Here is a 26,792-nt window from a genome sequence, read left to right as displayed (position 1 = left end):
GGAATGGTCCAAAACAAAGTCGAGGTTCAGACACCAAAACCGATGATGAATCAAGATACAGTGAAGTTCTGGGAGTTGTTGCAGGAGAAAAAACAACTTCATTTGCAAAGATGTGCGGATTGCGAGACCTATTCCCATCCGCCGCGAGTGACTTGCCATAAATGCCGCAGTTTCAATATGGAGTGGGTGCCATCGGAAGGAAAGGGCGAGGTTCATAGCTATGTAGTGTATCACCGCTCCGTACACCCTGGATTCGAAGTTCCATATGAAGTGATCCTTGTTGAATTGGAAGAGGGTGTCCGGATCGTCTCCAATATGGTCGATTGCAAGCCGGAGGAAGTATATATCGGGATGCCGGTGGAACATGTTGTCGAGCAGACATTCGAGGATATCTCCCTAGTCAAGTTCAAACGCCAAACCACATGAGGAAAGAGGTGCCAGGAAGATGGATTTTTCATTAACCGAAATTCAAGAGGTTTTCAAAAGCACTGCCAAAAAGCTTTTCGAAGAGAAGTGGGATATTACGACATTACGTGCCGTTGAAAAGGAGGATCGGGGATTTTCCTCCACATTTTACAAGGAAATTGCGGACCTTGGATTCTTGGGCTTGGTCGTGCCTGAGGAATACGGCGGTGTCGGCGGCGGCCTGACCGACTTGGCTGTCATTGTGGAAGAGGCAGGTTCGGCATTATTTCCTTCCCCATTCCTGCCAACAGTCACTTATGGGGTGCTGCCGCTCCTCAAATATGGTACGGAAGCGCAGAAACAGGAGCTTCTGCCGAAAATAATCGAGGGGCAAGTGATTGTTTCAAGCGCCCTATCGGAAGCCCAAGCCCATTATGACATGAGATATATATCCGCTAGTGCGAAGAAATTGGGCAGGGGCTACGCATTGAGTGGCACGAAACTGTTTGTCCCATTTGCCGACTCCGCAGATTACTTGTTAACGTTGGCCCGGACGGATCCCGGTCAAGAAGGTAGTCCGGATGGCCTAAGTCTATTCTTAGTTAAGAATGATCCGTCTACAGTCCGTCATACTCCGTTGAAATCCATCGGTTCGGATGGCCTGTATGAAGTCGAATTCCTCGATACTCTGCTGACAGATGCTGATCTGCTGGGGGCAGAGGGGGATGGCTGGTCGGTCGTGCAAGAAATCATCCAGCTGGGGACCGCTCTCCAATCTGTCGAAATGGCTGGCTTGCTTGGCCGGGCGATGGACCTGACGAATGATTATGTGAAAGAGCGAACTCAGTTCAATCAGCCGATCGGTAACTTCCAATCCGTCCAGCACCGGCTGTCTGACATGTATACAGTCGTGGAAGGTGGAAGACTCGCTGCATTCCAGGCGATCTGGCGATTGGAGGAAGGGCTGCCAGCAGAAAAGGAAATTGCTGTCGCCCAAGCGTGGCTCAGTAAAGATGGCCAGAAAGTGCTCGTCGGCGCACACCAGCTTCATGGCGGCATGGGCGTGGATATGGACTATCCACTTCAATTCTGCTTCCGCCGATTCAAAAGCATGCAGTTGAATCTCGGGCCGACTGCCAACCATTTGAAGATGATCGGCAATTCGTTCATCAAAAATCAGAAGGCGGAAGTTGTGCACGCACACTAAGCCAAAAGTAGAACATATCGCCTGGCGTTATGTTCTTCCTCTTATACATTGCCCTACCAGTCCCACCCTATTACTAGAGGAGCAGAGGTGAAGAGATATGGAGAAGCAAGCCCTTGCCGGAATCAAAGTCATTGATTTATCGCAATTGGTTTCAGGTCCATATTGTACAAAGTTACTAGCTGATCTGGGTGCTGAAGTGATTAAGATCGAACCGCCTGGATTAGGGGACCCCTCCCGACTGGAAGGACCCTTTCCAGGCAATAAACCGGATTTGAATGCAAGCGGACTTTTCGGTTATTTGAATAATAACAAAAAAGGGATCACGCTTAACCTAAAGACATCGGGAGGAATTGCCGTCATTAAGCGGCTTATTGAAGATGCTGACATTCTAGTGGAAAACTTTGAGCCGGGTGTCATGGCGGAGCTTGGAATCGATTACACTACGCTGAAAGAGCTTAATCCACGGCTCATCATGACTTCCATCACCAACTTCGGCCAGGCCGGAAAGTATCGTGATTATAAGGCGACGGAACTGGTCGCTCAAGCGATGAGTGGGTGGGTCAGTTCCATCGGGGAATACGGAAAACCTCCGTTGCGGGCGGGCGGCCCGATCCGTCTCCTGGATTATATAACGGGAACTTTTGCGGCCATGGCTACGATGACAGCGGTCATCGGGCGGCGGAAATCACAAAAAGGGGAACATATCGATGTTTCGACTGTCGAAGTCGGCCTATTGCAACGTGCTTACCCGACCGTGCAAGATTCATTTCCGAACAGTACCCATAAGACGCCAAAACGTTTTGTTATGTCGCCGAGCATAGAGAAGTGCAAGGATGGCTATATCGGCATCACGCTTCTGACGGGGCAGCATTGGCAAGACTTTTGCTGTATGACGGAAATGTATGACTGGATGGAAGATCCGCGTTTCATCTTGCTGACGAACCGGTTGAAGCATAAATCGGAATTCCAAGCAAGATTGGATGAGTGGCTAATGCAGCATACAAGAGAGGAAATCATCGAGATTGCCAAAGACTGGAAAGTTCCCGTCATTCCCGTACCAACGTTCGAAGACATGCTATCCTTCCCGCAATATGTGGAACGCGGCTTATTCGTAAAAGTGAATCACCCCAAAATGGGGGAAGTGACCCAGCCGGGCGCTCCTTTCCATATGTCCGAAACCCCTTGGCGAATCAAAAGCCCTGCACCCCTGCTAGGGGAACATACCCAAGATATCTTGGATGGGCAACTGGGCATGGAAGAAACAGACCTTCAAAAGATGCAAACCGCTGGTATCATCTAAAGATTCCATCATTTCAAAAGGAGGAGAAAAGCCATGTCATCTTTACCGTTGGAAGGAATCCGGATTTTGGATTTATCAATGTGGTGGTCTGGACCGATTTGCACTTCGTATCTTGGGGCTCAAGGAGCGGAAGTCATTAAAGTGGAATCCATTCAGGCGCCTGATGGATTTCGATATACTGCCACATTGCCGGGAAACGACTGGTGGGAATTCGGAGCGCAATTTAACAGTGCCAATTTGAATAAGGTGGGCATCACGCTCAATTTAAGCGATCCGAAAGGCAAAAAGCTTTTTACCGAGTTAGTGGAAAAAAGCGATGTTGTCATCGAGAACTTCTCGGCAAGGGTGATGGAGAATTTCGGGTTGGATTACGAGGTGCTTCGGCAAGTGAACCCGAAAATCATTATGCTATCCATGCCGGCTTATGGGAAGACAGGGCCGTTTGGACAGCAACCGGGTTTCGCTTATACGTTCGAGATTTTGTCAGGAATTGCCCAAGTGAATGGATATGAAGGCGGAAATCCATCGATCATTTCGGGAGTAGGAGATGTCATCGCGGGTTCCCATACGGCATTCGCTCTATTATCCGCATTGGAGTACAGGGAACGGACAGGGAAAGGGCAGGCCATCGAGGTGGCGCAAGTTGAAGCGTGTGCCAATATGGTAGGGCAAGCAATCTCAGAATTCTCGATGAATGGGAACAATTGGGGCCGGTCAGGGAATCGGCAACCGGGGTTTGCTCCGCATGGCATCTATCGCAGTAAAGGGGAAGATTCGTGGGTGGCCATCGCCGTCAATGATGAAACGGAGTGGCGCAGCTTTTGCAAAGCGTTAGGCGAGCCGATGTGGTCGCGTGACGAACGGTTCCAAACGATGGAAGGCCGTTGCGAGCATCAGGATGAGTTGGATTCATTGATTGAAACTTGGACGAGCAGGTTCGGTCACTATGAAGCGGCTAATCTATTACAAGCAGCAGGGGTCAATGCTGGACCTGTCTTGGAAGTGGATGAAATTGTGGAAGATCCATTCTTGGAAGGGATGTTCCAAGAAATGACGCGTGAGTTGATTGGGTCCCATAAGTATCCTTCCTGGCCCATCAAGTTTTCAGGTGAACGTATCCTCCAACGGACTGTTGCTCCTATGTTAGGTCAACATAATGAGTATGTGTTAAGCGAAATTCTCGGGTTAACAGATGAAGAGATCCAGCAATTGGAACAGGACGATATCATCGGAACGGTACCGATTGGTGCCAGAGGAACCGTTGAAACGGCATCCAAATGAAAAGGAGGTGGTCTTGATGGCCGTTAAAGTAGGGACGAAATATAAATGCGCCCAATGCAATAGTGAATTTATCATTACCAAGTCGACACCTCAGGCAGATTTGAAATGCTGTGGGGAAGATGTGGAAGCGAAGTGAATAGTATTCAAACATAGATGACAAGGGAGGGCTATACCTATGGCAAACCAGCTGGGAAAACGACTGGAGTGTAAGAAATGCGGAGTGGAAGTGCTGTGCACCAAATCCGGGGAAGGCACAGTTCATTGTTGCGGAGTGGAAATGCAGATGAAGCAGCCCGTCTCCCTTCCGACAGCGGACTGATTAGTTCATAAAACGTGGACAGGTTGCTCTGTAAAGGAGGGGTTACATGGAGAGAGGCAGAGATACTATTTTGCTGGAAGGGCTTCGAATTTTAGATTTGACCTATGGCCCCTCCGGCGGCTATGCGGGTCGCCTCTTTGCGGAAAGCGGAGCCCACGTAACTAAAGTTGTGACCGGGGATCAGGAAATTTCGACATTTAAAGATTCCCGGAAGCGGATGATCCGGACAACGGATAACCAGCTTCCTGAGACAATTGCGGAGCAGCTGGCGGTCGGACATTGGGATATTGTTTTATGGGATAGCCATATGGCTCTTCACCTAGAAAGTCAATTGGCATCCTTGCTGGAGAAAATCTCCGGTTCATGTCTTTCTGTCCGGATTCATTTCCCATCAACGGTCGATGTGAAAGAGGAGCATGCTCTGCAAGAATGGGGCGGATGGACGTCCTTGACGGGCGACCCGCACCGATCTCCTTTGTATATTGGAGGTTTTCCGGCTACTTCTTTAGTGGGGGCACACACTGCGGCAGCCACGATGTTTGCATGGCTGGAGCAGAAGAAGGGCTTTGTCCAAGTTGATGCGTTGACGGTAGTGGTCAGTGCGTTGGAAGGAGTCTATACTAATTATTTGGAAACTGGAGAAGTACGTGAGCGAGTGGGAAACCGGCATCATACCTTGACGCCAATGTCCATCTTCCCGTGTCAAAACGGTTTTTCTTTCATTGGAGCCCCTGTGGATGAGCAGTGGGAATTGCTCGAGAGATGGATGGGACGCGCTCCAAATCCGAATTGGGCTTCAGTTGATGAAAGACAGCAATCATATCCAGCATTGGAACATTGTATAGCCGACTGGACTCAGGGGATGGAGCGGGAGGAATTATTCCATACCGGCCAAGCGTTCCGTCTTCCTTTTGGAGATGTCCAAACTCTGGAAGATGTAAAACGTTGTCCTCATTTGAACATGCGCCATTTTTGGAAAGGGCAACATCCATCTGATGGAATACAGCTTCCGTGGATTATTTATCGCCACTCATCATGCAAACTGGAAAATCGTAGTCATTCATTGAAACGTCTACGGATTCTTGACTTGACGAGCATGTGGTCGGGTCCATATTGCACCCGATTGTTTGCCGATCATGGTGCCGAAGTGATCAAAGTGGAGGCTCCCCACCGACCGGATGGTATACGGGGAAATTCCGGGGAGAGCCCCGCTCCATTCTTCAATGAACTAAACCGGAATAAGTGCGGCATTACGTTGGATCTGCGTCAGGAAGAGGAACGTGCGAAATTTTTAAAACTTGTTGCCACGAGTGATATCCTTATCGACAATTTCAGTCCACGGGTAATGGAGAACTTTGGGTTAACCCGGGAGGTTTTATGGGCTCAACAACCAGGTCTCATTATCATGTCACTTTCTGCATTTGGACAGACCGGTCCTTACCGGGATTATGTCGGGTATGGCCCGACTTTGGAATCGATGTCGGGTTTAGCCTCATTGACTGGCTATCGGGACGGTATTCCTTGGCTGCCCGGCTTTTCAATCAGTGACATCGGTGCAGGTATACATGGAACCTTTGCCTTGCTGGCGGCCCTATATTTCCAGCGACGTTTCGGAAACGGGTTGGCGGTTGACCTCTCGCAATATGAAGCCGCCATCCAATTGATAGGCGACTATATAATAGAAGAAACTTTTTCACCAACGCCCCTCCAGCCAGTAGGATGCACAAGCATTGCCGAACTGGCAATTCAAGATCAGAGACCGCTTGAAGTGAAAACGAGTGACGGCAAGCGATCCATCTCCACGCCTTGGATCATCGACAATCCGGAAAATCAAACGTATGAGCCTGCTCCTACACTTGGACAGCATAATCCGCTTTTGGAAGACTATATGGCAAAACGTGAATGGCATCATCAGCTCTAGAATAAAGGAAGGGGGAATTCCGATGAACGATTGTCAAGTGGAGTTAACAATAAAAGACATGATTGCTTATGTGGTGCTCAATAATACTGCAAGTTTCAATGAGTTGAACGCCGCAATGTCACAGGAACTGCTTAGCATTGCGAATGAACTGATGTTTAGGGAAGACGTGAAAGTGGTCGTCCTGGGAAGCCGGGGTCCCGATTTTTCAATTGGTTTGGATTTGACAGACTCCCAGGTCGATGCAGAGGTGGACGAGGCGTACACTGCTGTTCGTCTAGCCAGTGAAATGATTGAGAAATGGGCACGGATTCCATACCCGATCATAGCAGCAATAGATGGAAGATGCATGTCACTCGGATTCAGTTTGGCATGCGTTGCAGATGTGCGGTATGCCTCGAGCACCGCCTTTTTTTCAATTCCGGAAGGAAAACATGGATTGGTTCCCGCGGGCGGTATAACACAACGTTTGCCACGATTGATAGGCAAAGGCCCGGCCATTTCCATGCTACTTGGCGGAGAAGCGATGCCAGTGCAGGAGGCCGAACGCCTTGGTTTGGTGAACGGGATTGCGGAGGGGCAATCGGCTTGGGATGCAGCATGTGAAGAAGCGATGCAGCTTTCCAAACTTTCGACGCTTTCTTTGCAGTTTACGAAAGAGTGTTTGTTAAGAGGTGGCGAATTGTCATTTGAACAGGCGCTGCGATTGGAACTGGACGTTTATATGCTGCTTCAAACGAGTGATGATCGCATGGAAGGGGTCCAAGCGTTCCTTGAAAAACGGGCACCTCAATTTACGGGAAATTAAAACAGGCTCCTGTCTTCTTTCGCTTGGCAGGATGATCATGAGGGGGAGAGACCGATGAATACGAATGAGCCGGCGGTATTGATGGAAAAGGAGGACAATATTGCAATCGTTACGTTGAATAGGCCAGATGCTTTAAATGCTTTCAACGTGGAAATTCGGGATCAGCTATATGAATATATTTTGGCAATTAATGCAGACCCGACAACGGATGCGGTAGTTGTTTGTGGAGCGGGACGAGGGTTTTGTGCGGGTGCTGACTTGACCGAGTTCGGGACGGAGACGACAGTCATTCGAAAGCGACGCATTCGACTCCAACATGATTTATGGGAAGAGATTCGACGGATGCCTAAGCCAATTGCAGTAGCCATGCACGGCTTTTCGGTCGGTTCCGGCTTGGAAATGTCCATGCTTTGCGATTTTCGATTTGCCGCGCCAGGCACGAAATTATCTTTGCCTGAGGCACGGATCGGGATGATCCCTGCGGCGGGTGGGACCCAAAGTCTCCCAAGATTGCTTCGGCAAGGGCAGGCAATGGAGTTTTCACTAAGCGGCCGTCAAATTACGGCGGAAGAAGGGGTGAAGTTGGGCATGATCAGTGCCCTGCTGCCCAAAGAAACCTTAGTACAGGATGCGATCCAATTTATGAAGAGGATTGTACAGAACAATCCTCAGGTTTCTCAATGGATCAAAGTTTTGGCAGCCCACGGTATGGATATGCCGTTATCGGAAGGCATTGCGAAGGAGCGGATTTTGATCGAACGTTCTTGGAAGGAGCGCAAGAAACGGGTCGCTGCAATAGTTTCCGCTCAGGCGTCAACGGATGCCTAATTATTTCTGATTTCAGCTGAAATTTTCTCTGCGTACTTCTTCACCATGTCGATATAAAGTCCTTGCTTCTCTTCATTGATCCGGGTCATCGGAAAGTAGATCCCGATTGTGGCGACCGGTTCATCGCTATGATCCCAAATAGGGGCGGCAAAGGCTCCTGAATCGGACATCCTTTCACCCAGGCTGAAGGAATAGCCGGCTTCCCGGATGGAGGCTAACCTTTCTTTCATTTGCTGAGTATCCGTAATGGTATTTGGTGTAAAGGGTTCCAATACGGTTCTTTTCAAATAAGAATCGATATCGGAAGGTGCCATATGAGCCAAGTGGCAGTTGCCGGCAGCGCCTAAATGGAGATCGATCTCATCGCCAAATGGAATGGTTACTTTCACGAGTTGGTTACTATCGATTCCGGATAGATAGATATATTTATTGCCGCTTCGGATGGATAAGTAGATGGATTCGTCCGTAAGCTCGGCCATTTCTTGAATGAACGGCTGTGCAACACTGACGACGTCAGACACTTGGGATTTCTGTACCAACTGGAATAGGAGGGGACCCGGGTGGTACCGTTTCGTTTTATTATCCCGGACAAGAACGCCACGGTCGGCCATCGTGGCAACGAGACGGAAAGCGGCCGTTTTGCTTATGCCGATTTCTTGCTCGATTTCTACAAGGCCGATAGATTCATACTTCAGAAACATTGTCAGCAGCGATATAGCATTATTCACTGTATTTAAACGGTGTACTGTTTTATTCGAGGACATGTCATCACTCCGTTGAATTTGATTAGGAAGCACCATGTCTTTGAAGATTTGGTTGCTACAGGTAGTATACAGTAAATTTGCATTATTGCCTATGAGAGGGTGACTGAAAGCATATTGAAAGTCTCAGAGGCTCCCGTGGACTAGCTTGCCGGCAATCCATACCGCACAGACATCGATCATGCCAAGCTCATCCGCTTCACAAGTGAGGGGATTCTGGTCAATCAAAAGGAAATCGGCTTGATAAGAGGGTGCGATGATGCCCCGGGTCTTTTCCCATCCGGCAGCGTATGCTGCGCCGCTCGTATACAATTTGAGTGCTTCCCATCGGTTGAGTTTTTCGGCCACCCCGATCAGGTTGCCGGTTTTGGTGGAGCGCGTACAGGCAGCCTGCATTCCAATCCATGGATTGACGGAAGCGACAGGGGCATCCGATCCCGCTGCCAAGGGAACACCGATAGTCCGCAAACTGTTCATCCGGTAAAGCCAATCATGTTCGGTAGGATCCACATCTGCCAAATACCGGTTTCCATGATCATAGATAAGGCTTGGATTGGTCACGACGGTGATGCCTAACTTGGCCATATCGGGCAAAAAAGCATCCGGGCAAAGACTAAGATGCTCCAGGCGATGCCGAAGCTGCTTATGCGGAAATATTTCTTTTGAATGACGGATGGCTTCTATTGCCGTCCACGTCATTTCCGGATCGACGACATGGATGGCCAGCGGGATATCTTGCCGGGTGGCTTCGCGCGCTAACCGTGACAGTTCTTCCAAATCGGGGTGCAGTTCAGGCAAAGGCTCCATGACGATCTTGCAGTGTCCTAGTTCCAGTTTTCCTGCATGGATCTCCGGCAATGCTCCCACATAGTCTGCAATCAGATGGCGATCGTTTAAACCCGTCATGAACTGGATGGAGATCGGCCAATCTTCATCAAGACGAGCTGCCCAAAACTTCAAATCTTCCAGACTGTTTGAAGGGGTGGCGTCCTGAACAGCCGTGATCCCGGAGTGCAAAAGCTGGGACTGTAATTGAGCCGCTCCGCGCATCAATTCTCCCTTATTTAAACGAGGGATGATATCTCGGGACAACCAAGCATCTCCGCCGAATATGACGCCGGTCGGAATACCGGTCAGCGCATCCCGTTCAACGTAAACGCCCGGCGGATCGATCGTTTCACGAGTGATTCCAGCCAATTCCAGAGCAAGACTGTTCAAGACGGATACATGTCGGGTGACATGGCGCAACCGGATCGGATGGCTGGTAGTTGCTTGGTCCAGATCATGCCGGGTCGGATGCCGCTGTTCGGTCAAGCTGGAAATATCGTATCCTGATGCGCGAATCCATATGCCTTCCGGTAATGAATCGGCTTGTTGGCGAATGGCTTGGATGATGTCTTGAATGTTTTTGACTGTATCAGCCCCACACGAAACAGAAGGGAATTGGCTGATCTGTGCGCGAAGATGGCAATGGGCATCGATCAGGCCAGGGAATAACGTCAATCCTTTTCCATCGATCCGAATGCCGTTCACTGCGAGCGGCCAGGACTGCTCCTGCTGAAGAAGACCGATGATCTTGCCGTTCGCCACGGCGACCCCGTGGGCAGACGGGTGTAAAGGATTCATCGTCAGCACTGTGACATTTTCAATTAGCAAATCGGCAGGCAGCCTAGTTTCCATACGGCAAACCTCTTTCTGAAAATATTTTCATTTATCATAGCATAGTTGTTTGTACTTTTATTATAGTATTCGAACAATTGATTTTTTAAAAAACTATATGTCAGGAGGTATGACCCATGAAGCTAAAAGGCAAAGTAGCGTTGGTTACAGGAGGCTCATCGGGAATCGGCAGAGGGATTTGCCACGCATTCATAAAGGAAGGGGCTACCGTCGTATTCGTTGGGTTGAATGAACAGAAAGGGAGAAGGACGGAGCAGGAGTTATTGGATTTGGGAGGGCAAGCTCTTTACATCCAGGCCGATCTGCAAGATCGCAAGGGACTTCCTTCTCTAATCGACAAGACGGTCGCTGCATTCGGCAGGCTGGATGTCTTGGTGAACAACGCCCATGCAACGAACAATAAGACATTTGAAGAAACGACGGAGGAGGATATGGATTACTCCATGAACACCGGGTTTTGGCCGACGTTCATCTTAATGCAGGAAGCATTGCCCCATATGAAGGAGACAAGAGGGAAAATCATAAATTTCGTGTCAGGGGCAGGGATGATCGGGTTGAGCAAGCAATCTTCATACGCCGCAGCCAAAGAAGCGATTCGCGGCATTTCCCGCGTAGCTGCCAATGAATGGGGACGTTACGGCATTACCGTCAACCTGATATCACCGATCGCCAAATCGCCAGGGGTGGAACGGATGGAAGAGCATCAACCGAATGCCTACAATAAAATGATTTCCCTCATTCCGATGGGAAGGCTGGGGGATTGTGAGTTGGATATCGGTCGATCTGCTGTTTTTCTGGCAAGTGAAGATGCGGATTATATAACCGGCCAGACAATCATGGTGGATGGTGGAACGATCATGGTTCGTTAAGAACGTGAACAGGGGCAGTAAGGGGGAAGCCGAAATGCTAACAAAAGTGGGAACTGGAATTTTACGCTTACAAGTGCCGATGCCATTTAATATGGGAGCGGTCAATAGCTATTTCGTGGAAGGGCAGAGTGGGTACACCGTCGTGGATACGGGGGATAACACGATGGAAGCAAGAGAAGTGTGGAAAAAGGTTCTTGCCATGGATATTCCAATAGAAAAAATTGTGGTTACGCATGCACACCCGGATCATCTGGGGCTAGCTGCTTGGTTTCAAAATGAGTATGGACTTCCTGTTTGGTTATCCGAAGAAGGGCATAAGGAATTGGTCAGAGCCCGCCAGATGTTTATGGACGATTATGAAGATGTTATGATCCCTTTTGCGCTTCAGCACGGGGCTGCGCTTTACCCGCCCGCGGATGACAGATCTAAGCAATATTACAAACCGGATACGTTCCAGTTCGAACCGGACGTCCTCTTTAAGATGGGGGACGACATTCGGCTTGGGGATGCCGCATTCCAAGTTATCTGGACTCCGGGGCATTCGGAAGATCATTGCTGCTTTTACGATCAGGACAGCAAGATTATGTTTGCGGGCGATCATATATTGAAGAACATGAATCCAATCGTTACATCCCGGCATATGGAGGATAATCCACTGCAGGAGTATATGGAATCGCTTGATAAAATCGAATCCTGTCAAACAGAGTTGGTTTTGCCTGGGCATGGGGAACTATTTGAGAACTTGGCAGGGCGGATTGCTGAGATGAAATCCCATTATGTGAAGAGATGGTTGCAAACGTATGAAGCGATCGGCAGCGAAGGAAAGACGGCATACGATGCTTCCCGGATCGTCTACTCAAACTACACCGAAAGACGGGTTATGCCCGCTTTCTTGCAGACCATTACCAATTTGATCTACCTGGAGTCTAAAGGGGCTGTGCGGTGGGAGAAACGGGACGGCAAGATTTTCTACTTCCAAGTTCCTTCATTCCGCGAAGCGCTCTCCAGCGCCACGGTCTAGATTGTATTCGAAAAGAATGTGGTTTCGCCATGAATAGAAACGAGTGATTCGCATGAATAAAATGATCAAACCCACCATCATATCCATTTCCATGGCGACGGTCATGGCAGGAGCCGCCATTTCCCCTGCCATGGCCTTGATCGGAAAAGCGTTTCCGGAAGTGAGTGCAGTCAAACTGAAGCTCGTATTAACCATACCATCTCTAATGATTGTCTTCTTTTCATTCGTCTCGAGTTTCCTCATCATGAAGCTGCCGAAACGCACCATCCTACTGATCGGGTTATCGATTTATGTTGTAGCCGGCACAGGGGCCCAGTTCGTTCAGTCGATCAATACTCTGCTTGCCTTTCGTTTGTTACTAGGCGTGGGAGTCGGGCTGATCATGCCGCTGTCCATGTCACTGATCAACGATTATTTTGATGGAAAAGAACGAACGATTATGATGGGATATAATACGGCTTTCAGTAATTTTGGAGGTATAGTCACAGTCATGGTGGCCGGTTTTCTGGCCAATATGAGTTGGCGTGCCCCCTTCAATGTTTATCTAATGGGCCTCGGCATTATGGGTTTAGTTTACTTCTTCTTGCCGAAGAATGAAGTGCCTCGTTCCACACCAGCCATGTCGCAAGGAAGAATCCCCTGGATCATATATGGCTATGGATTGGCAATGGGGGGCATTATGGTTGCCTATTATTCCATCGCGACCAGCATGGCACTGTATATGGAACAGAACGGAATTGGAGGAACCGCGCTTGCAGGGACCATCATTTCCTTCACTACGATTGGCGGGATGATTACCAGCTTGACACTTGTCCATATTGAAGATTTGTTAAAGAAATATGCCATTCATATCATGTTGCTGCTAATGGGTCTGTCCTTCACTTTTCTTTCAATGACCACATTAATTCCTGTCATTATCGTGAGCGTCCTCTTTATTGGATTCGGGCAAGGTGTCCTATTTCCCCTTATTTTATTGAAGGTAATCGATCAGGTGGAAATCCGGAAAAGTGATCGTGCGGTTGCCATTACGACGAGTTTTATTTTCCTCGGACAATTTTTATCGCCAATTCTATTAGAAGCAGTCAGTTCGATTGCCGCCAACGAGTCGGTCCGCTTCCAATACGGGTTCCTCGCCATAGCGATCTTCGTCATCGTTGCCATCCATATGGCCTTGTCTTTCAAAAAAGGCCCCCTCACATATTTGAAAAAGAATTGGTTGAGTCCGGGCGAGACAGCAGGGGAACCGCCGCCTAGGACAGAGAAAACAGGGCTCTCTAAAAAGCCCCTAAAATGAGCCGTATTTCTCTAACGGGTATGTTTGATGAGGAGAAAACAATAAAAATACAGTGTTCGGGGACGCAATTCGAAAATGAATTGGTGTCCCTGTTTTGTTGTAGCATCAACGTTTAGAGTTATTATATAGATGAACTGGTACCGGAACGGGTACTTTGCTTAATGATCGGAGCTGCTATGACGGCTTTATTTCCCTGCTCAACTAAAGGGGCAGGTTAGGTGAAGAACAAGGTGTTTTCGGAGATGTGTCAAATAGTTACTATTACAATTCAATTTCTTTCGGGGGAGGGAGTTAAGTTGAAGAAAATAATCACTATATTATTTACAATTATGCTTTTAACAGCTTGTTCAGAGACTACGTATAATGATTATAAATTTAGTGGAGAAAGTGAACATTGGGAAGCTGAATATGTCTATAAGGGAACAGAAAAATGGGGAGGAAAAGAAACTTATTCAAACGAAGATAGTTATAATTTTATACTAGAATATAAAGGTTCTTTAGAAGAGTTATCTTCCATACAGAAACTTTACTACTCTTATGAAACAAATAGTAGTAACGGATATAGAAATGAGGAGTTCACGGAACCCCCCTCAACAGTAACATTTACATCTTCAGGTCGTTCGGAAGGCGGGGCAAAAGTACATGAAGATGAAGTTATAAAAGTAATTGTAAAATGGGATAACTTTGAAGAGTCGTTTGAACTGTATAATGATGGTAAGTAACTTTGTTGAACGGTTGCTTTAGTTTAATACGGAGTACAGCCTTTTATTTTATTTAACTAAAGAAGCAGTTTAGTTGAACAATGATAAACAACTACAAAGGAGTTAAAATATGGATTACTTGTTATTTTTCTTTTACTACATAGGATGGCTTTTAATGCCTATCTGGTGCATTATATTTTGTTTGAATTTGGTTTCTATATTGAAAAAAGTAAAACACGAAGAAAAAACTACGGCCAATACAGTTTGGCTAATAATATCGTTTACGATTATTATGTGGACCATTGCATCGCTAGCAGTAGGCCCTAATTAAATGGGCGCTTTACCTGAAGAACATTGGGCTACTAAGACGGCTCAATGTTCTTATTGAACTAACGGAGCAGGTTAGTTGATAAGATAGAACATTGCTAATAAGGCTCTAACTACTTATATGAGGGAGGATGGTTATGAAAGTGAAATTGGCTGTTTTCTTTTTGTTATTAATGCTCCTAATTATTTTCACCTACTATAAAGTGAATTATAGGGATTTTGATGAAGCTATAAAAGAATCGAATGTCCCGATTGATGAAGTTTTCCATACTATTGACTTTAATGATCACAAGATAATGTTTTACGGCGATGGTGATGTTTTATCAATAGCATTAATTGATAAGACCGTTCTTGGTTTTCGGTGGGTGTTTGGTACAGGAAGCAAGCAGTTCAACGAAGGGGATAGAATGCTGACCCGAATGTTTAGTAACTTAGAGCCAACAAGAAAAAAGTCGGATAATGAACTAATATCCCTGACGTTCGGGGTCATTAACGACGCTTCGATTGAGACACTTGAGATTAAATATAAAGACCAAGATTTCACTAAAGCAACAATTATAGAAACAAGTAAGGGACGAATATGGTATTGCTTTTCAGAAACCCCTGTTAATTATGATCCCGAAGTAAAAGTCAATTATATGGACGGAACTGAAAAGACAGGCTGGAATTGAACAGGTGCTTTACTAGATCGTTAGGTTGCTTGACCGCTTTATTTTGTTCTTCAACTAACGGGGCAGGATTGTTTTATAGGAATAGACGAATTTTTGCAGAATTAGAAGTGTGTTATATTGGACTTAGAAATTAGTAGGGGGGTTAATATTGAAAGCAGAAAAAAATTTAAGGGTTTGTGAAAAAGGGCATAATTATTACAAAAGTAGTGACTGCCCAAGTTGCCCTACTTGTGATAAAGAGAATAAACCTAAAAGCGGATTCCTATCGAAACTAAGCTCACCTGCCAGAAATGCCTTAGTTCATAAAGGTATTGATACTTTGCAAAAACTCTCAAAATACACCGAAAAAGAAATTCTGAAAATCCATGGTATTGGACCAGCTTCCTTACCAATTATGAGAACTTTATTAGAAGAAGCGGGTTTATCATTTATAGAATAATACTGTGTTTTCTTATAAATTCTAACAAAGATTGTGAAATAGTGTTCTTAAAGTAACGGGTGCTTTACTTCAAGAAGGAGTAAAGCTTTTTTCTTCTTGAACTAAAGGTGCAGAATAGTTCAAGAAGATATTGGGGAATTGTGCTAAATCCTTTTAAATCGAAAGAAACCGTGTAATGTAAGATAGAATAGGGGGATTGAACAATGAGCGATTTTACATATGAATTACCGTTTACAGAAGAAAAGTTACTCAGCGGAGTATTAGGGGAACTAAAAAGGGATAACGAGTTAGAACTATATGGGTATCTAAAATAGGCGGATATTACGATTGATGATCTAGGCACTTCTTATTATGTTAATGGAAAAGGTAGATGGAATGCGAAAGGTGTAAACATTAAGTTTCCGTAAACCCAGCTATTTTAGATAAATTAAATTCAGCTGCAGAAAGAAAGGTTGAAATTATTTGCGATAGACTTATCACTGGTAACGCAGGTTTCGATATTCAATATTAAAAGAGTCTTATTCATACCCGACTTATCGAGAGATTTTGATACAGTCGAAGATTCGGATGTTCTTTCACAGTTAAGTGTAGTTAATTCTGAAGCTATTCAAATATTATCGAGTGAAATTAGAAGTAAGCTTCAGGATGATCAACCGCAACTGGCAAGATAAGGTTTAATGAATTAACGGGTGCTTTACTTGAAGATCGGAGCTGCTTAGACAGCTCTTTTTTCTTGTTCAACTAAAGAAGCAGGTTAGTAAGAAAATGTAGGTAAATGAAAACTTATTTTATTGGTAAGCGTGTTATGCTTTTTGTGGGGGGAGGGTAGTTTCTATGTCTAAGAAATTAAAAATTTTCCTATATGTAGCTGCAATTTTATTAGGAGTTTATATTACAAATTTAGTATTAAGAGATGATATTCCAGTAATTAAAAAGGCTATGAACTCATTACACCAACCCATGAAGAACATTGCTCATATAGAATTTTTAGATGACAATCAAGCAATAGTTTTTTATGAATGGGGTCATACAGAAAATCTCCATTTCGGAAGTGTTTTCTTTAGGAAAAACCTACTTGGATGGAAACCTGTTGGTAATAGCTCAAGTGAACTTTCTCATGGATATAAGTTAGATTGGGGTTTTTCAAACTTAGAGTTTCACTTTTCGAACTACACAGATTTAATCAGAGGAAAGATTCTTGACCCTCAAATAGAAGAAGTAAACGTTAAAACTAAGGGTGGAAACAAGTATAAAGCCAAACTAATTGAATATGACCATTCCGAGAAGTTTTGGTTTTTAGTTAGTAATGGAGAAGACCTTATAGGCTCTACTATTACAGGTTTGTCTTCAGAAGGTGAAATAATTGAACAGATACCAAAATAATTTTAACTCTCCTATTCAACTAACGGGTAGCTTAAGTTAAGTGGAAGGAGCCATTTGAAAATAGGCATCGGAAAGTATGACAACTTTCCGATGCCTATTTTATTAAGGGTGATTCTAGGAAAAGCGACAGAAACGGCCTTTGTGCCAAAAAGCGTAGCGTTTGGCAACAGGAAGGATGCCTTAAGTTCTGCAAAAAGCGCAGAAATACGACAAATCGAACCCTTGGCTGTTCGATTGGCAACGCCCGCGGAAAGCGAGCCTTTCTGGCGCTTTTCCGGCTTTCAGGACAGCCCCGTTCTTGTTCACTTCTTTAACTTCCGCACGATATCTTCGTCCGGTGTGATAAACAAGGTGTTCTGTTCAAAATAAATGACGAAGCCGGGTTTAGCGCCGCTCGGTTTTTTTACGTGCCGGATCTGCGTGTAATCGACAGGGACCGATGAGGACTCGCGGGCTTTACTGAAATAGGCTGCTAAAATCGCCGCTTCCTGGAGTGTCTGTTCATCCGGTTCGTTGTGATGGATGACGACATGGGATCCCGGGATATCTTTCGTATGGAGCCAGAGATGATCCCGAGCCGCCAATTTGAATGTGACATAATCATTTTGCTTGTTGTTCTTCCCGACGGAAATCGGGATTCCCGATGAAGATACATAGGATTCCGGCGCCGGTTTTTTCGGTTTGCTCTTCTTTTTCAACCGTCTTGCTTTCATAAAACCCAATTCCGCCAGCTCTTCACGTATTTCTTCGATGTCTTCTGGGGATGCTTGCAGTACTTGCTGTTTGACCATCTCGAAGTACTGGATATCTTCCTCCGCTTTTTCCAATTGTTCGGCGATCATGACGAGTGCTGTTTTTGCTTTCGTGTATCGTGCATAGTAGCGTTGTGCGTTGTCGATCGGCGATTTTCTCGGATCGAGGGGAATGGTGACCGTTGTTCCTTCCTCGTAGTAATTGTCGACAGTCGCTTCCGTCGCCCCTTTTTGGACAGCATAACTATTGGCGGTCAACAGTTCGCCGAAGAGCTGGAACTTGTCCAGTTGGCTAGCAGCTTCCCGTTCTTTTTGAAGCTTTTTCATTTTTAAGGTCAATTTCGCAATTTCATTGTCAAGCCAACGTTCAAGGTCTGCTGCCTGCGACTTGACCCGTTCCCTCTCCGCCCGCGCGAAATATACTTTATCGAGCAAATCGCCGAGTGTCTGGAACTCTGCAAGCGTCCGATCGGCATAGGTGAGGGGGATAGCGGAAAAGGCTGTTTTGCTTCCGACCTCCGAAATAGTAGGCGTGGTGGAAGGGTCGGTAAAGGACGCTAAAAACTTTGTGAATACGGAATATTTTTCACTGTCTGCGGCAGCGTTCAATCGGAATAGCAGTTCTTCTGCTGTGACCGGGGAGAAACCTGCAAAGGCGCCAACGATATCACGTGCGTTTTCAAAGTCAGGCAGCCGGGATAGGAATTCTTCTTCGTTAAGGGCAAATGGGTCCGCTTTATCCTGGGAAGGGGCCGGAATGAAGGGCTGTCCAGGCAAAACGGTCCTGTAGCTATTTACGGAAGGCGGCAGATGCTTCATACTGTCTATGATCAAATTTCTGTCCGGATCCACCAATAGGAAGTTACTATGCCTCCCCATGATTTCGACGACGATTGTCCGGTTGATATCGTCCCCGATTTCATTTTTCGCCCGGATATCAAACGAGATGATACGGTCGTTCCCGAATTGTTCAATTGCACGGATCATTCCGCCTTCCAAATGTTTGCGCAGGACCATGCAGAACATCGGTGGCTCCGCGGGATTGGTAATGGCTTCATCAGTTAATTGGATTCGGGAATAGGAAGGGTGGATGGAGATCAGGAGCTTATGGTTCTGCCCGTCGGCACGGATCAGTAGGACGATTTCTTGGGTGTTCGGTTGATGGATTTTAGAGATGCGGCCGTTTTTCAGCACTTGCAACTCTTCAACCATCGATTTTGTGAATAAACCATCAAATGCCATGTCGATTCCTCTTTCAATTCATTTTCTCCATTTTAGCATTATAGGCGAGAGTTATGGTACAATATGAACAGATTAGGTGAATTCAACTATGGTGAAACTTGGCCACTTTTGTAGGCATCATTGAAAAATCAGAACAGGATAGAAGAGGGATTGCATGTATAAAAAACGAGGGCTGCTAATTGTCCTATCGGGACCTTCCGGAGTTGGCAAAGGGACGGTCCGAAAAGAGCTTTTTACACAACCTGATACGAATTATGAATATTCCATTTCCATGACGACAAGAAGCCCCCGTGAAGGCGAAGTGGATGGCGTGGATTATTTCTTTAAATCACGCGATGAATTCGAGCAATTGATCGAAGAAGGAAAATTGCTTGAATACGCCGAGTATGTCGGAAATTATTATGGCACGCCGCTCGACTATGTCAATGAAACTCTCGATGCCGGAAGGGACGTCTTTTTGGAAATCGAAGTGGTCGGGGCTGCACAAGTCCGGTCCAAGGTGCCGGACGGACTATTCATCTTCCTAGCGCCGCCTAGCCTGTCTGAATTGGAGACACGCCTGATCGGCAGGGGGACCGAGGAAAAGGATGTCATCGCATCCCGCGTAGCGAAGGCAAGGGAAGAGCTGGAAATGATGAATTTATACGATTATGTCGTAGAAAATGACGAAGTTTCGAAAGCATGTGACCGCATCAATTCCATCGTGATTGCTGAACACTGCCGACGGGAACGCGTCGAAAAACGTTATTTACATATGTTGGAGGTTGAAAAACAATGCTAAACCCATCTGTCGATTCTTTAAAGGATAAAATCGATTCCAAGTATACACTCGTCACACTGGCGGCGAAACGTGCGCGTGAAATGCAGGAGGAAGGCAATAAGATGCTTCATTCTTACAAATCCAAAAAGAATGTGGGCAAGGCGTTAGAAGAAGTCGCTGCAGGCGTTTTGAAAAAGAAGAAGCAGGATGACTCCATCGTCTACGAGGACGAAATTTAATTTGAAGAACCTATAATGTTGCGTGACACTCCCTTAGAAACGAGTTTTTCTTGGGGAGTTTGTCATTTTAGAAAGGAAGAGAAGGATGCTGGACAATAAGAAAATTCTTCTATGCGTGACGGGGGGAATCGCTGTTTATAAGGCAGTGGCACTCGTCAGCAAGTTGGCGCAAGCCGGCGCGGATGTGAGAGTGATCATGACCGACTCCGCGATGGAATTTGTGACGCCGCTTTCATTCCAAGCGATGTCCCGCAATGATGTCTATACCAATACGTTTGATGAAAAGGATTCCCGGGTGATCGCCCATATCGATCTTGCGGATTGGGCGGATCTTGTCATCGTTGCTCCTGCTACGGCAAATGTCATCGGGAAACTGGCAAACGGCATCGCGGATGATATGGTGACGACCACCTTGCTCGCGACGACTGCGGAAGTGTGGATCGCCCCTGCGATGAATGTCCATATGTATGAAAATAAAGCAGTCGTCCGGAATATCGCCCGCCTTCATGAGGACGGGTATCGGTTCATCGAGCCATCGGAAGGGTTCCTCGCCTGTGGTTACGTAGGAAAAGGCCGCCTGGAAGAGCCGGAGAAAATTGTTGCGTTAGTTCAGGATAGATTCCAGCAACAGCCATCCCTCCCGCTAGCGGGCAAAAAAGTGGTCGTCACGGCGGGACCTACTCGCGAACGGATCGATCCCGTGCGCTATGTATCGAATTTCTCCACTGGCAAGATGGGGTATGCGATGGCGGAAGCGGCGGCCGCACTTGGGGCGGATACTGTCTTGATTTCCGGTCCGGTCGGTTTGGCGAAACCAGCAGGGATTCGGGTCGTCGATGTGGAAAGTGCCGCAGAGATGTTCGAAGCGGTGAAGTCGGAATACGAAGATGCCTATATGGTCATCAAATCGGCGGCCGTTGCGGATTACCGGCCAAAAGACATCCATCCGCAAAAGATGAAAAAGCAATCGGGCGATTCCATCATCGAGTTGGAACGCACGGTCGACATTTTGAAAACGCTCGGTGAAATGAAGGCCGACCAGCTGCTTGTCGGGTTTGCGGCAGAAACCCAGCATGCGGTGGATTATGGAAAAGGGAAATTGAAAAGCAAAAACTTGGATTATATCATCGTGAACGATGTGACGGATCCCGAAGCCGGATTCGGGAAGGACACAAATGTCGTCACGCTCCTATCGAGAAAGGGGCTGAATCGGCCATTCCAGGCGATGCCGAAAAAGGAGCTGGCCACTGTTTTACTCAAAACAATCATGCGGGAAGAAAGTGATACGATACATGATCGCTGAAGTGATTGTTGATGTGGCGGCGTACCCGATCGATAGGCCGTTCGATTATTTGGTCCCTCCCAATTGGGAATCGGTCATCGAACCAGGGTCCCGGGTCAAAGTGCCGTTCGGTCCCCGGAAAGTGCTCGGCTACATTACCGGGTTAAAGGCGGACAGTGACCTGGACATGACCAAGTTAAAGCCGATCGATGAATTGATCGACTTGGAACCAGTCATTTCGAAAGAATTGCTTCACCTCTCCAAATGGTTGGCAAATGAGACGCTATCTTACGAAATTGATGCCCTCCAAGTGATGTTACCGGCGGCGATGCGGGCGAAATATGAAAAATTCATTGTGGTGCAGCGGGAAGAATTAATTGACAATGAAAACTTTGTCAAACTGATTGCTGGCCGGAAGAGAGTCCCGATGAAGGAAGCTGTTGCGGCCGGGTTCGTAAACCTTTTGAAGAAGTACGTGGAGCAAGGGGCAATCGTTGTCGATACGGTCGTCCGTCAACAGACTTCGTTAAAGAAGGAACGTGTCATTCAAATTGCAGATGCCGATACGCTGAGAGAAGTGCAGAAGACAATCCATGCGAATGCCAGAAAACAAGCCGAGTTGCTAGTTTGGATGATGGATCATGCAGGGGAGTCGGTCCGGGCAAAAGATCTCTTGGAGCAATCGGGCATTCAGCCAGCTGTCCTGAAAGCGGTCATCGAGAAAGGGGCGGCGACGGAAAAGCTTGAGGAAGTGTACCGGGAACCGACTGCCCCCCAATTGAAGGACACACCGATCCCGCTTTCTTTGACAGAGGAACAGCGCCATGCTGTCGAAGCGGTGACCGATTCCATGGACAAGGGGCAAGCGGAGACGTTTCTCCTCCATGGCGTGACAGGGAGCGGAAAAACGGAAGTCTATTTACAGGCGATCAAGCGGGTGTTAGAAAAAGGACAGGAAGCGATTGTCCTCGTTCCGGAGATTTCATTGACCCCGCAAATGACGTCCCGCTTCATTGAGCGATTTGGTTCGCTTGTCGCCGTCATGCACAGCGGCCTTTCCGCAGGTGAAAAATACGATGAGTGGCGGAAAATCAGCAGGGGCGAAGTGAAGGTCGTAGTCGGGGCAAGATCTGCCATTTTCGCTCCTTTTGAAAACTTGGGCATCATCATCTTGGATGAAGAGCATGAATCTTCCTATAAACAAGAGGAACCACCCCGTTACCATGCGAGGGATGTCGCGATCAAACGGGCCGAATATTATGGCTGCCCGGTCATCCTGGGCAGTGCGACTCCGTCATTGGAATCCTATGCCCGTGCATCGAAAAGGGTCTACACATTATTGACATTGTCGCACCGTGCTAAACAGCAAGCGATGCCGGCCGTGACAGTGGTCGATATGCGGGAGGAATTGAAGAGCGGCAACCGGTCCATGTTCTCCGTCCCATTGGCAGAAGCAATCGGGCAACGTATACAGAGACGCGAGCAAATCGTCCTGTTTTTAAATAAACGAGGTTTTTCCTCTTTTGTCCTGTGCAGGGATTGCGGAACAGTAGTGGAATGTCCGAATTGTGATATTTCGCTTACGTATCATCGGGCGTATGAACAGTTGAAATGCCATTATTGCGGCCATGAAGAGCCGGTTCCGCTCCAATGCCCACAATGTGAAAGCGAACATATCCGCTTTTTCGGGACAGGCACACAGAAAGCGGAAGAAGAGATCGCCAAGCTGTTCCCGGAAGCCCGGGTCCTTCGGATGGATGTCGATACGACCCGTCAAAAGGGATCCCATGAAAGATTGCTACGGCAATTCAGCGAAGGGAAAGCGGATATTCTACTCGGTACGCAGATGATCGCCAAAGGACTTGATTTCCCCCGGATTACCCTCGTCGGTGTTTTGGCGGCGGATACGACGCTTCATTTGGCGGATTTCAGGGCTGCGGAAAAGACGTTCCAGTTGATGACGCAAGTAAGCGGCAGGGCGGGACGCCACGAGTTGCCTGGGGAAGTGTTCATCCAAACGTATTCGCCGGAGCATTATGCCATTGAGTTAGCGAAGTCGCAAAACTACGAGCCGTTTTACCAGCTGGAAATGGCAGCGAGGAAGCAGTACGGCTACCCGCCGTTCTATTTTATTACCCTCGTGCAATTCAGCCATGAAGATGTATTGAAAGTAGCCGACTTTGCAGAAAAAGGGGCGAGATTCCTGCGTGATAACCTGTCGCCGGAAACGGTCATGATCGGACCGACCGCAGCCGCAATTAGTCGAGTGAACAATAGATATCGCTACCAATGTTTGATAAAATACAAAAAAGAACCGAAGCTGATCGAAACATTACAGCAGCTCATCAGATATTACCGGACCGATTGGATCAAATCGGGATTGACGATGACGGTTGACGTAGAACCGACCTCCATCTTTTGATCTCAGAAAGACATGTGGTAGTTCGGACTAGAAGCAGAAATGAGGAATTAAGTTGGCAATTTTGGAAATCGTAAAACACCCTGCACCCATTCTTCAGCAGAAGTGCGAAGAAGTCGTGAAATTTGATAAAGAGCTTGGCCAGTTGTTGGATGATATGTACGAAACCATGGTAGCGGCCGATGGAGTCGGCTTGGCGGCACCCCAAGTCGGGAAAGCGGTCCGGGTGGCCATCGTGGATATGGGTGAAGGGCAAGATGTCATCGAAATGGTGAATCCGGTCGTCACCGCAATCGGAGGATCGGAAATTGAAGTGGAAGGCTGCCTCAGTTTCCCGGGGCTTTACGGAGAAGTGGAGCGCCCGTATTTTGTGCGGGTGGAAGCGCAGGAGCGGGATGGCTCCCTCTATGAAATTGAAGCGGAAGATTATGAAGCAAGGGCGATCCTGCATGAAATCGATCATTTGAATGGCATCCTGTTTGATTCGAAAATCATCCGCGTTGTGGATCCTTCCGAATTTGAGGAGGAAATACTGGATGACGAGGAAGGTGAAGTGCTTTGACGAATATTGTGTTTATGGGCACGCCGGATTTCTCGGTCCCTATTTTAACGATGCTGCATGAAGAGGGCCATAAGATCTTGGCTGTCGTGACGCAGCCTGATCGTCCGGTCGGAAGGAAAAAGGTGCTGACGCCTCCACCGGTCAAAGAGGAAGCGGTGCGTCTTGGACTGCCGGTCATCCAGCCGGAACGGTTGAAGGGTTCTACTGAACTGGATGAAATCATCGCACTGAAGCCTGATCTGATCATCACGGCGGCGTTCGGCCAGATTTTGCCGAAGGACTTGCTGGAAACTCCGCCACTTGGCTGCATCAATGTGCATGCTTCCCTGCTGCCGAAGTACAGAGGGGGCGCTCCGATCCACCAGGCGATTATCGATGGGGAAACCGAAACAGGCGTCACCATTATGTATATGGTGGAGAAGCTTGATGCCGGAGATATCATTTCCAAAGTCCGTGTCCCGATTTCGGACACCGATCATACCGGACTTCTGTTCGAAGAGCTCTCCAAAGCGGGGACGGAACTATTGAAAGAGACTCTCCCCTCTATTATAGATGGAACGAACGAACGGATTCCGCAGCAGGAAGACCAGGTGACATTCGCACGCAATATTTCACGTGAACAGGAAAGGATCGATTGGTCCAATGGAGGCAAGGCGATCTATGATCAAATCCGTGGCCTCCATCCATGGCCTGTCGCTTATACGACATTCGATGGTGAAAACGTGAAAGTCTGGTGGGCGGAGAAAGAGCAATCTACTGCTAATGCCGAGCCTGGAACGATCCTTTCCATTGAAGAAGACCGGATCGTCGTGAAAACAGGTGATGATACAGCCGTCGCAATTACCGATTTGCAACCTGCCGGTAAAAAGCGTATGCCGGCCGATGTTTTCGTGCGCGGAGGCGCTTCGAAATGGAGTGAAGGAGACCGGTTCGAATGACGAGGCCAAGACAGAAGATCTGGAACGGAAATGTCAGGGATGCCGCCCTTTCGATTCTATTGGAAATTAACCAACATCAAGCGTACAGCAATCTGCTGCTGAATCGTACGATTAAGAAATATAAAATCGAGGCGAAGGATCGGGGTTTATTGACCGAATTGACCTATGGGACATTGCAACACCGGATGGCTCTTGACTATTATTTGGAACCGTTTGTCCGTGGCAAATTGAATGATTGGGTAAGGGAGCTTTTACGGCTTTCCATTTATCAGATTGTTTATTTGACCAAAATTCCGCCGCATGCGGTAGTCCATGAAGCGGTGGAAATCGCGAAAAGACGGGGGCATAAACGGATTGCCCCGACCGTTAACGGCATCCTCCGCAATGTGTTGCGCCAAGGGGTCCGATCGCTGGAAGACTTGCCGGAAGGGACTCGTAAAACGGCAATCGAGACGAGCCATCCTGAGTGGCTGATCAAAAGATGGACCGAGCAGTTTGGCGAGACGGAAGCAGTCGCAATGGCGCATGAAAATAACAATCCCGGTACCATCACGCTACGGGTGAACACGGCGAAAGCGACCGTTGACGAAGTGATCGCGATGCTTCAATCGGAAGAAGTCGAAGTGAGACGAGGAGAAGTTGTCCCATCCGCACTCATTCCAGTGAAAGGGAATCCGATAGAAACGAAGGCATTCCGAAACGGGTTTGTGACGATACAAGATGAAAGTTCCATGTTGCCGGCTTTCGCGCTCGATGTATCCCCGGGAATGCGGGTGCTCGATATGTGTGCGGCTCCCGGAGGAAAAACGACCCATATTGCCGAATTAATGAAAGATGAAGGGGAAGTTCTTGCCCATGATCTTCACGAGCATAAACTGTCCCTCATCCGGGAAAATGCCGACCGACTCGGATTGACATCCATTCAAGCTAAAAGCGGGGATAGCCGTAAGCTGACAGACATTTACGAACCGTCATCGTTCGACCGGATTTTGGTGGATGCTCCTTGCAGCGGCTTTGGCGTGATCCGTCGTAAACCGGAGATCAAATACAATAAGACGATAGAAGATCTGGCAGGTTTACCGATTATCCAATCGGAATTATTAGATACTGCGCATCTGTTGATCAAACCGGGTGGCCTAATCGTATACAGTACATGCACGGTCGATGAGGCGGAAAATCGAGACGTAGCGGAACGTTTTCTGCAAAAGCATGCAGATATGGAAAAGGTTCCATTGGGACAGTTACAGAACTTTGAAAAATTGAAGATGGATGAGGATATGCTTCAAGTGCTTCCTCAGCATTTTGGCGGCGATGGATTTTTTGTCGCGGCATTTCGTAAAATCGATAGTGGGCCAAACGAGTTGTAATGCGGAAAAGAGGGGAAGA

At 47.3% G+C, this 26,792-nt stretch carries 25 protein-coding genes; 22 read left to right on the top strand and 3 right to left on the bottom strand.

Annotation, left to right across the window (positions count from 1 at the left end):
* The first annotated feature begins 3 nt into the window (after positions 1–3).
* The 8 genes from AB1K83_RS01555 (at position 4) to AB1K83_RS01520 (ending at position 8,066) form a co-directional block, all read left to right on the top strand.
* The gene (locus tag AB1K83_RS01555) at positions 4–426 is read left to right on the top strand and encodes a Zn-ribbon domain-containing OB-fold protein (RefSeq protein ID WP_413056387.1); all 423 of its coding nucleotides are present in this window, start codon (positions 4–6) and stop codon (positions 424–426) included.
* A gap of 19 nt (positions 427–445) precedes the next feature.
* A complete protein-coding gene (locus AB1K83_RS01550; RefSeq protein WP_413056386.1) occupies positions 446–1,612 on the top strand; it encodes an acyl-CoA dehydrogenase family protein in 1,167 nt (388 codons plus the stop codon).
* A gap of 97 nt (positions 1,613–1,709) precedes the next feature.
* The gene (locus AB1K83_RS01545) at positions 1,710–2,912 is read left to right on the top strand and encodes a CaiB/BaiF CoA transferase family protein (protein ID WP_413056385.1); all 1,203 of its coding nucleotides are present in this window, start codon (positions 1,710–1,712) and stop codon (positions 2,910–2,912) included.
* A 33-nt stretch (positions 2,913–2,945) separates the two neighbouring features.
* Complete coding sequence (locus AB1K83_RS01540) at positions 2,946–4,193, top strand: CaiB/BaiF CoA transferase family protein (RefSeq protein ID WP_413056384.1); 1,248 nt, start codon at positions 2,946–2,948, stop codon at positions 4,191–4,193.
* Between the two features lie 175 nt (positions 4,194–4,368).
* Entirely contained in the window at positions 4,369–4,512 is a 144-nt protein-coding gene (locus AB1K83_RS01535; protein ID WP_413056383.1) for a hypothetical protein, read from the top strand.
* A gap of 46 nt (positions 4,513–4,558) precedes the next feature.
* Positions 4,559–6,433, top strand: a complete 1,875-nt coding sequence (locus AB1K83_RS01530) for a CoA transferase (protein WP_413056382.1) — start codon at positions 4,559–4,561, stop codon at positions 6,431–6,433.
* Positions 6,434–6,455: 22 nt separating this feature from the next.
* On the top strand, positions 6,456–7,238 hold the full coding sequence (locus AB1K83_RS01525; protein ID WP_413056381.1) for an enoyl-CoA hydratase/isomerase family protein: 783 nt from the start codon (positions 6,456–6,458) through the stop codon (positions 7,236–7,238).
* 54 nt (positions 7,239–7,292) lie between these two features.
* A complete protein-coding gene (locus tag AB1K83_RS01520) occupies positions 7,293–8,066 on the top strand; it encodes an enoyl-CoA hydratase/isomerase family protein (protein ID WP_413056380.1) in 774 nt (257 codons plus the stop codon).
* Here the strand turns inward: AB1K83_RS01520 and AB1K83_RS01515 are convergent.
* Positions 8,063–8,830, bottom strand: a complete 768-nt coding sequence (locus AB1K83_RS01515; RefSeq protein WP_413056379.1) for an IclR family transcriptional regulator — start codon at positions 8,828–8,830, stop codon at positions 8,063–8,065. The genes AB1K83_RS01520 and AB1K83_RS01515 overlap by 4 nt on opposite strands.
* 123 nt (positions 8,831–8,953) lie before the next feature.
* Entirely contained in the window at positions 8,954–10,507 is a 1,554-nt protein-coding gene (locus AB1K83_RS01510; RefSeq protein ID WP_413056378.1) for an amidohydrolase, read from the bottom strand.
* 116 nt (positions 10,508–10,623) lie between these two features.
* On the opposite strand from AB1K83_RS01510, the gene AB1K83_RS01505 reads away from it, so the two are divergent.
* From AB1K83_RS01505 to AB1K83_RS01475, 7 genes are all read left to right on the top strand, one after another.
* On the top strand, positions 10,624–11,376 hold the full coding sequence (locus tag AB1K83_RS01505) for an SDR family NAD(P)-dependent oxidoreductase (protein ID WP_413056377.1): 753 nt from the start codon (positions 10,624–10,626) through the stop codon (positions 11,374–11,376).
* A gap of 34 nt (positions 11,377–11,410) precedes the next feature.
* A complete protein-coding gene (locus tag AB1K83_RS01500; RefSeq protein ID WP_413056376.1) occupies positions 11,411–12,397 on the top strand; it encodes an MBL fold metallo-hydrolase in 987 nt (328 codons plus the stop codon).
* A gap of 52 nt (positions 12,398–12,449) precedes the next feature.
* Positions 12,450–13,691 (top strand): MFS transporter, encoded by a 1,242-nt coding sequence (locus tag AB1K83_RS01495; RefSeq protein WP_413056375.1) that lies wholly within the window; start codon positions 12,450–12,452, stop codon positions 13,689–13,691.
* A gap of 296 nt (positions 13,692–13,987) precedes the next feature.
* Positions 13,988–14,413, top strand: a complete 426-nt coding sequence (locus AB1K83_RS01490) for a hypothetical protein (protein ID WP_413056374.1) — start codon at positions 13,988–13,990, stop codon at positions 14,411–14,413.
* A gap of 443 nt (positions 14,414–14,856) precedes the next feature.
* Positions 14,857–15,390: a hypothetical protein gene (locus AB1K83_RS01485; protein WP_413056373.1), complete on the top strand. Its 534-nt coding sequence runs from the start codon at positions 14,857–14,859 to the stop codon at positions 15,388–15,390.
* A gap of 148 nt (positions 15,391–15,538) precedes the next feature.
* Positions 15,539–15,829 carry an RNA polymerase alpha subunit C-terminal domain-containing protein gene (locus tag AB1K83_RS01480; protein WP_413056372.1) on the top strand — a complete coding sequence of 97 codons (291 nt, stop codon included), beginning with the start codon at positions 15,539–15,541 and terminating at the stop codon, positions 15,827–15,829.
* 834 nt (positions 15,830–16,663) lie between these two features.
* Positions 16,664–17,212: a hypothetical protein gene (locus AB1K83_RS01475; protein ID WP_413056371.1), complete on the top strand. Its 549-nt coding sequence runs from the start codon at positions 16,664–16,666 to the stop codon at positions 17,210–17,212.
* A gap of 302 nt (positions 17,213–17,514) precedes the next feature.
* Here AB1K83_RS01475 and AB1K83_RS01470 read toward each other — a convergent pair whose 3' ends face one another.
* Positions 17,515–19,206: an NFACT family protein gene (locus AB1K83_RS01470; protein ID WP_413056370.1), complete on the bottom strand. Its 1,692-nt coding sequence runs from the start codon at positions 19,204–19,206 to the stop codon at positions 17,515–17,517.
* A gap of 154 nt (positions 19,207–19,360) precedes the next feature.
* Between AB1K83_RS01470 and gmk the strand changes: the two genes are divergently transcribed.
* From gmk to rsmB, 7 genes are all read left to right on the top strand, one after another.
* Positions 19,361–19,987 carry a guanylate kinase gene (gmk, locus tag AB1K83_RS01465; protein ID WP_413056369.1) on the top strand — a complete coding sequence of 209 codons (627 nt, stop codon included), beginning with the start codon at positions 19,361–19,363 and terminating at the stop codon, positions 19,985–19,987.
* A complete protein-coding gene (gene rpoZ / locus AB1K83_RS01460) occupies positions 19,981–20,205 on the top strand; it encodes a DNA-directed RNA polymerase subunit omega (protein WP_413056368.1) in 225 nt (74 codons plus the stop codon). The genes gmk and rpoZ overlap by 7 nt, the downstream gene beginning before the upstream one ends.
* 85 nt (positions 20,206–20,290) lie before the next feature.
* Positions 20,291–21,508 carry a bifunctional phosphopantothenoylcysteine decarboxylase/phosphopantothenate--cysteine ligase CoaBC gene (coaBC, locus tag AB1K83_RS01455; protein WP_413056367.1) on the top strand — a complete coding sequence of 406 codons (1,218 nt, stop codon included), beginning with the start codon at positions 20,291–20,293 and terminating at the stop codon, positions 21,506–21,508.
* On the top strand, positions 21,498–23,909 hold the full coding sequence (priA, locus tag AB1K83_RS01450; RefSeq protein WP_413056602.1) for a primosomal protein N': 2,412 nt from the start codon (positions 21,498–21,500) through the stop codon (positions 23,907–23,909). Before coaBC ends, priA begins: the two co-directional genes overlap by 11 nt.
* Before the next feature lie 52 nt (positions 23,910–23,961).
* Positions 23,962–24,468: a peptide deformylase gene (gene def, locus AB1K83_RS01445; protein ID WP_413056366.1), complete on the top strand. Its 507-nt coding sequence runs from the start codon at positions 23,962–23,964 to the stop codon at positions 24,466–24,468.
* Positions 24,465–25,406: a methionyl-tRNA formyltransferase gene (gene fmt, locus AB1K83_RS01440; RefSeq protein WP_413056365.1), complete on the top strand. Its 942-nt coding sequence runs from the start codon at positions 24,465–24,467 to the stop codon at positions 25,404–25,406. Before def ends, fmt begins: the two co-directional genes overlap by 4 nt.
* Positions 25,403–26,773, top strand: coding sequence for a 16S rRNA (cytosine(967)-C(5))-methyltransferase RsmB (gene rsmB, locus AB1K83_RS01435; RefSeq protein WP_413056364.1), 1,371 nt, complete (start codon positions 25,403–25,405; stop codon positions 26,771–26,773). Before fmt ends, rsmB begins: the two co-directional genes overlap by 4 nt.
* The last annotated feature ends 19 nt before the right edge of the window (positions 26,774–26,792 follow it).

This window comes from Sporosarcina sp. 179-K 3D1 HS, from assembly GCF_047228905.1.
In the GTDB taxonomy this organism is placed as follows: Bacteria; Bacillota; Bacilli; order Bacillales_A; family Planococcaceae; genus Sporosarcina.
Note: the sequence above shows the minus strand (reverse complement) of the source record. Positions and strands in the feature narration are given on the sequence as shown.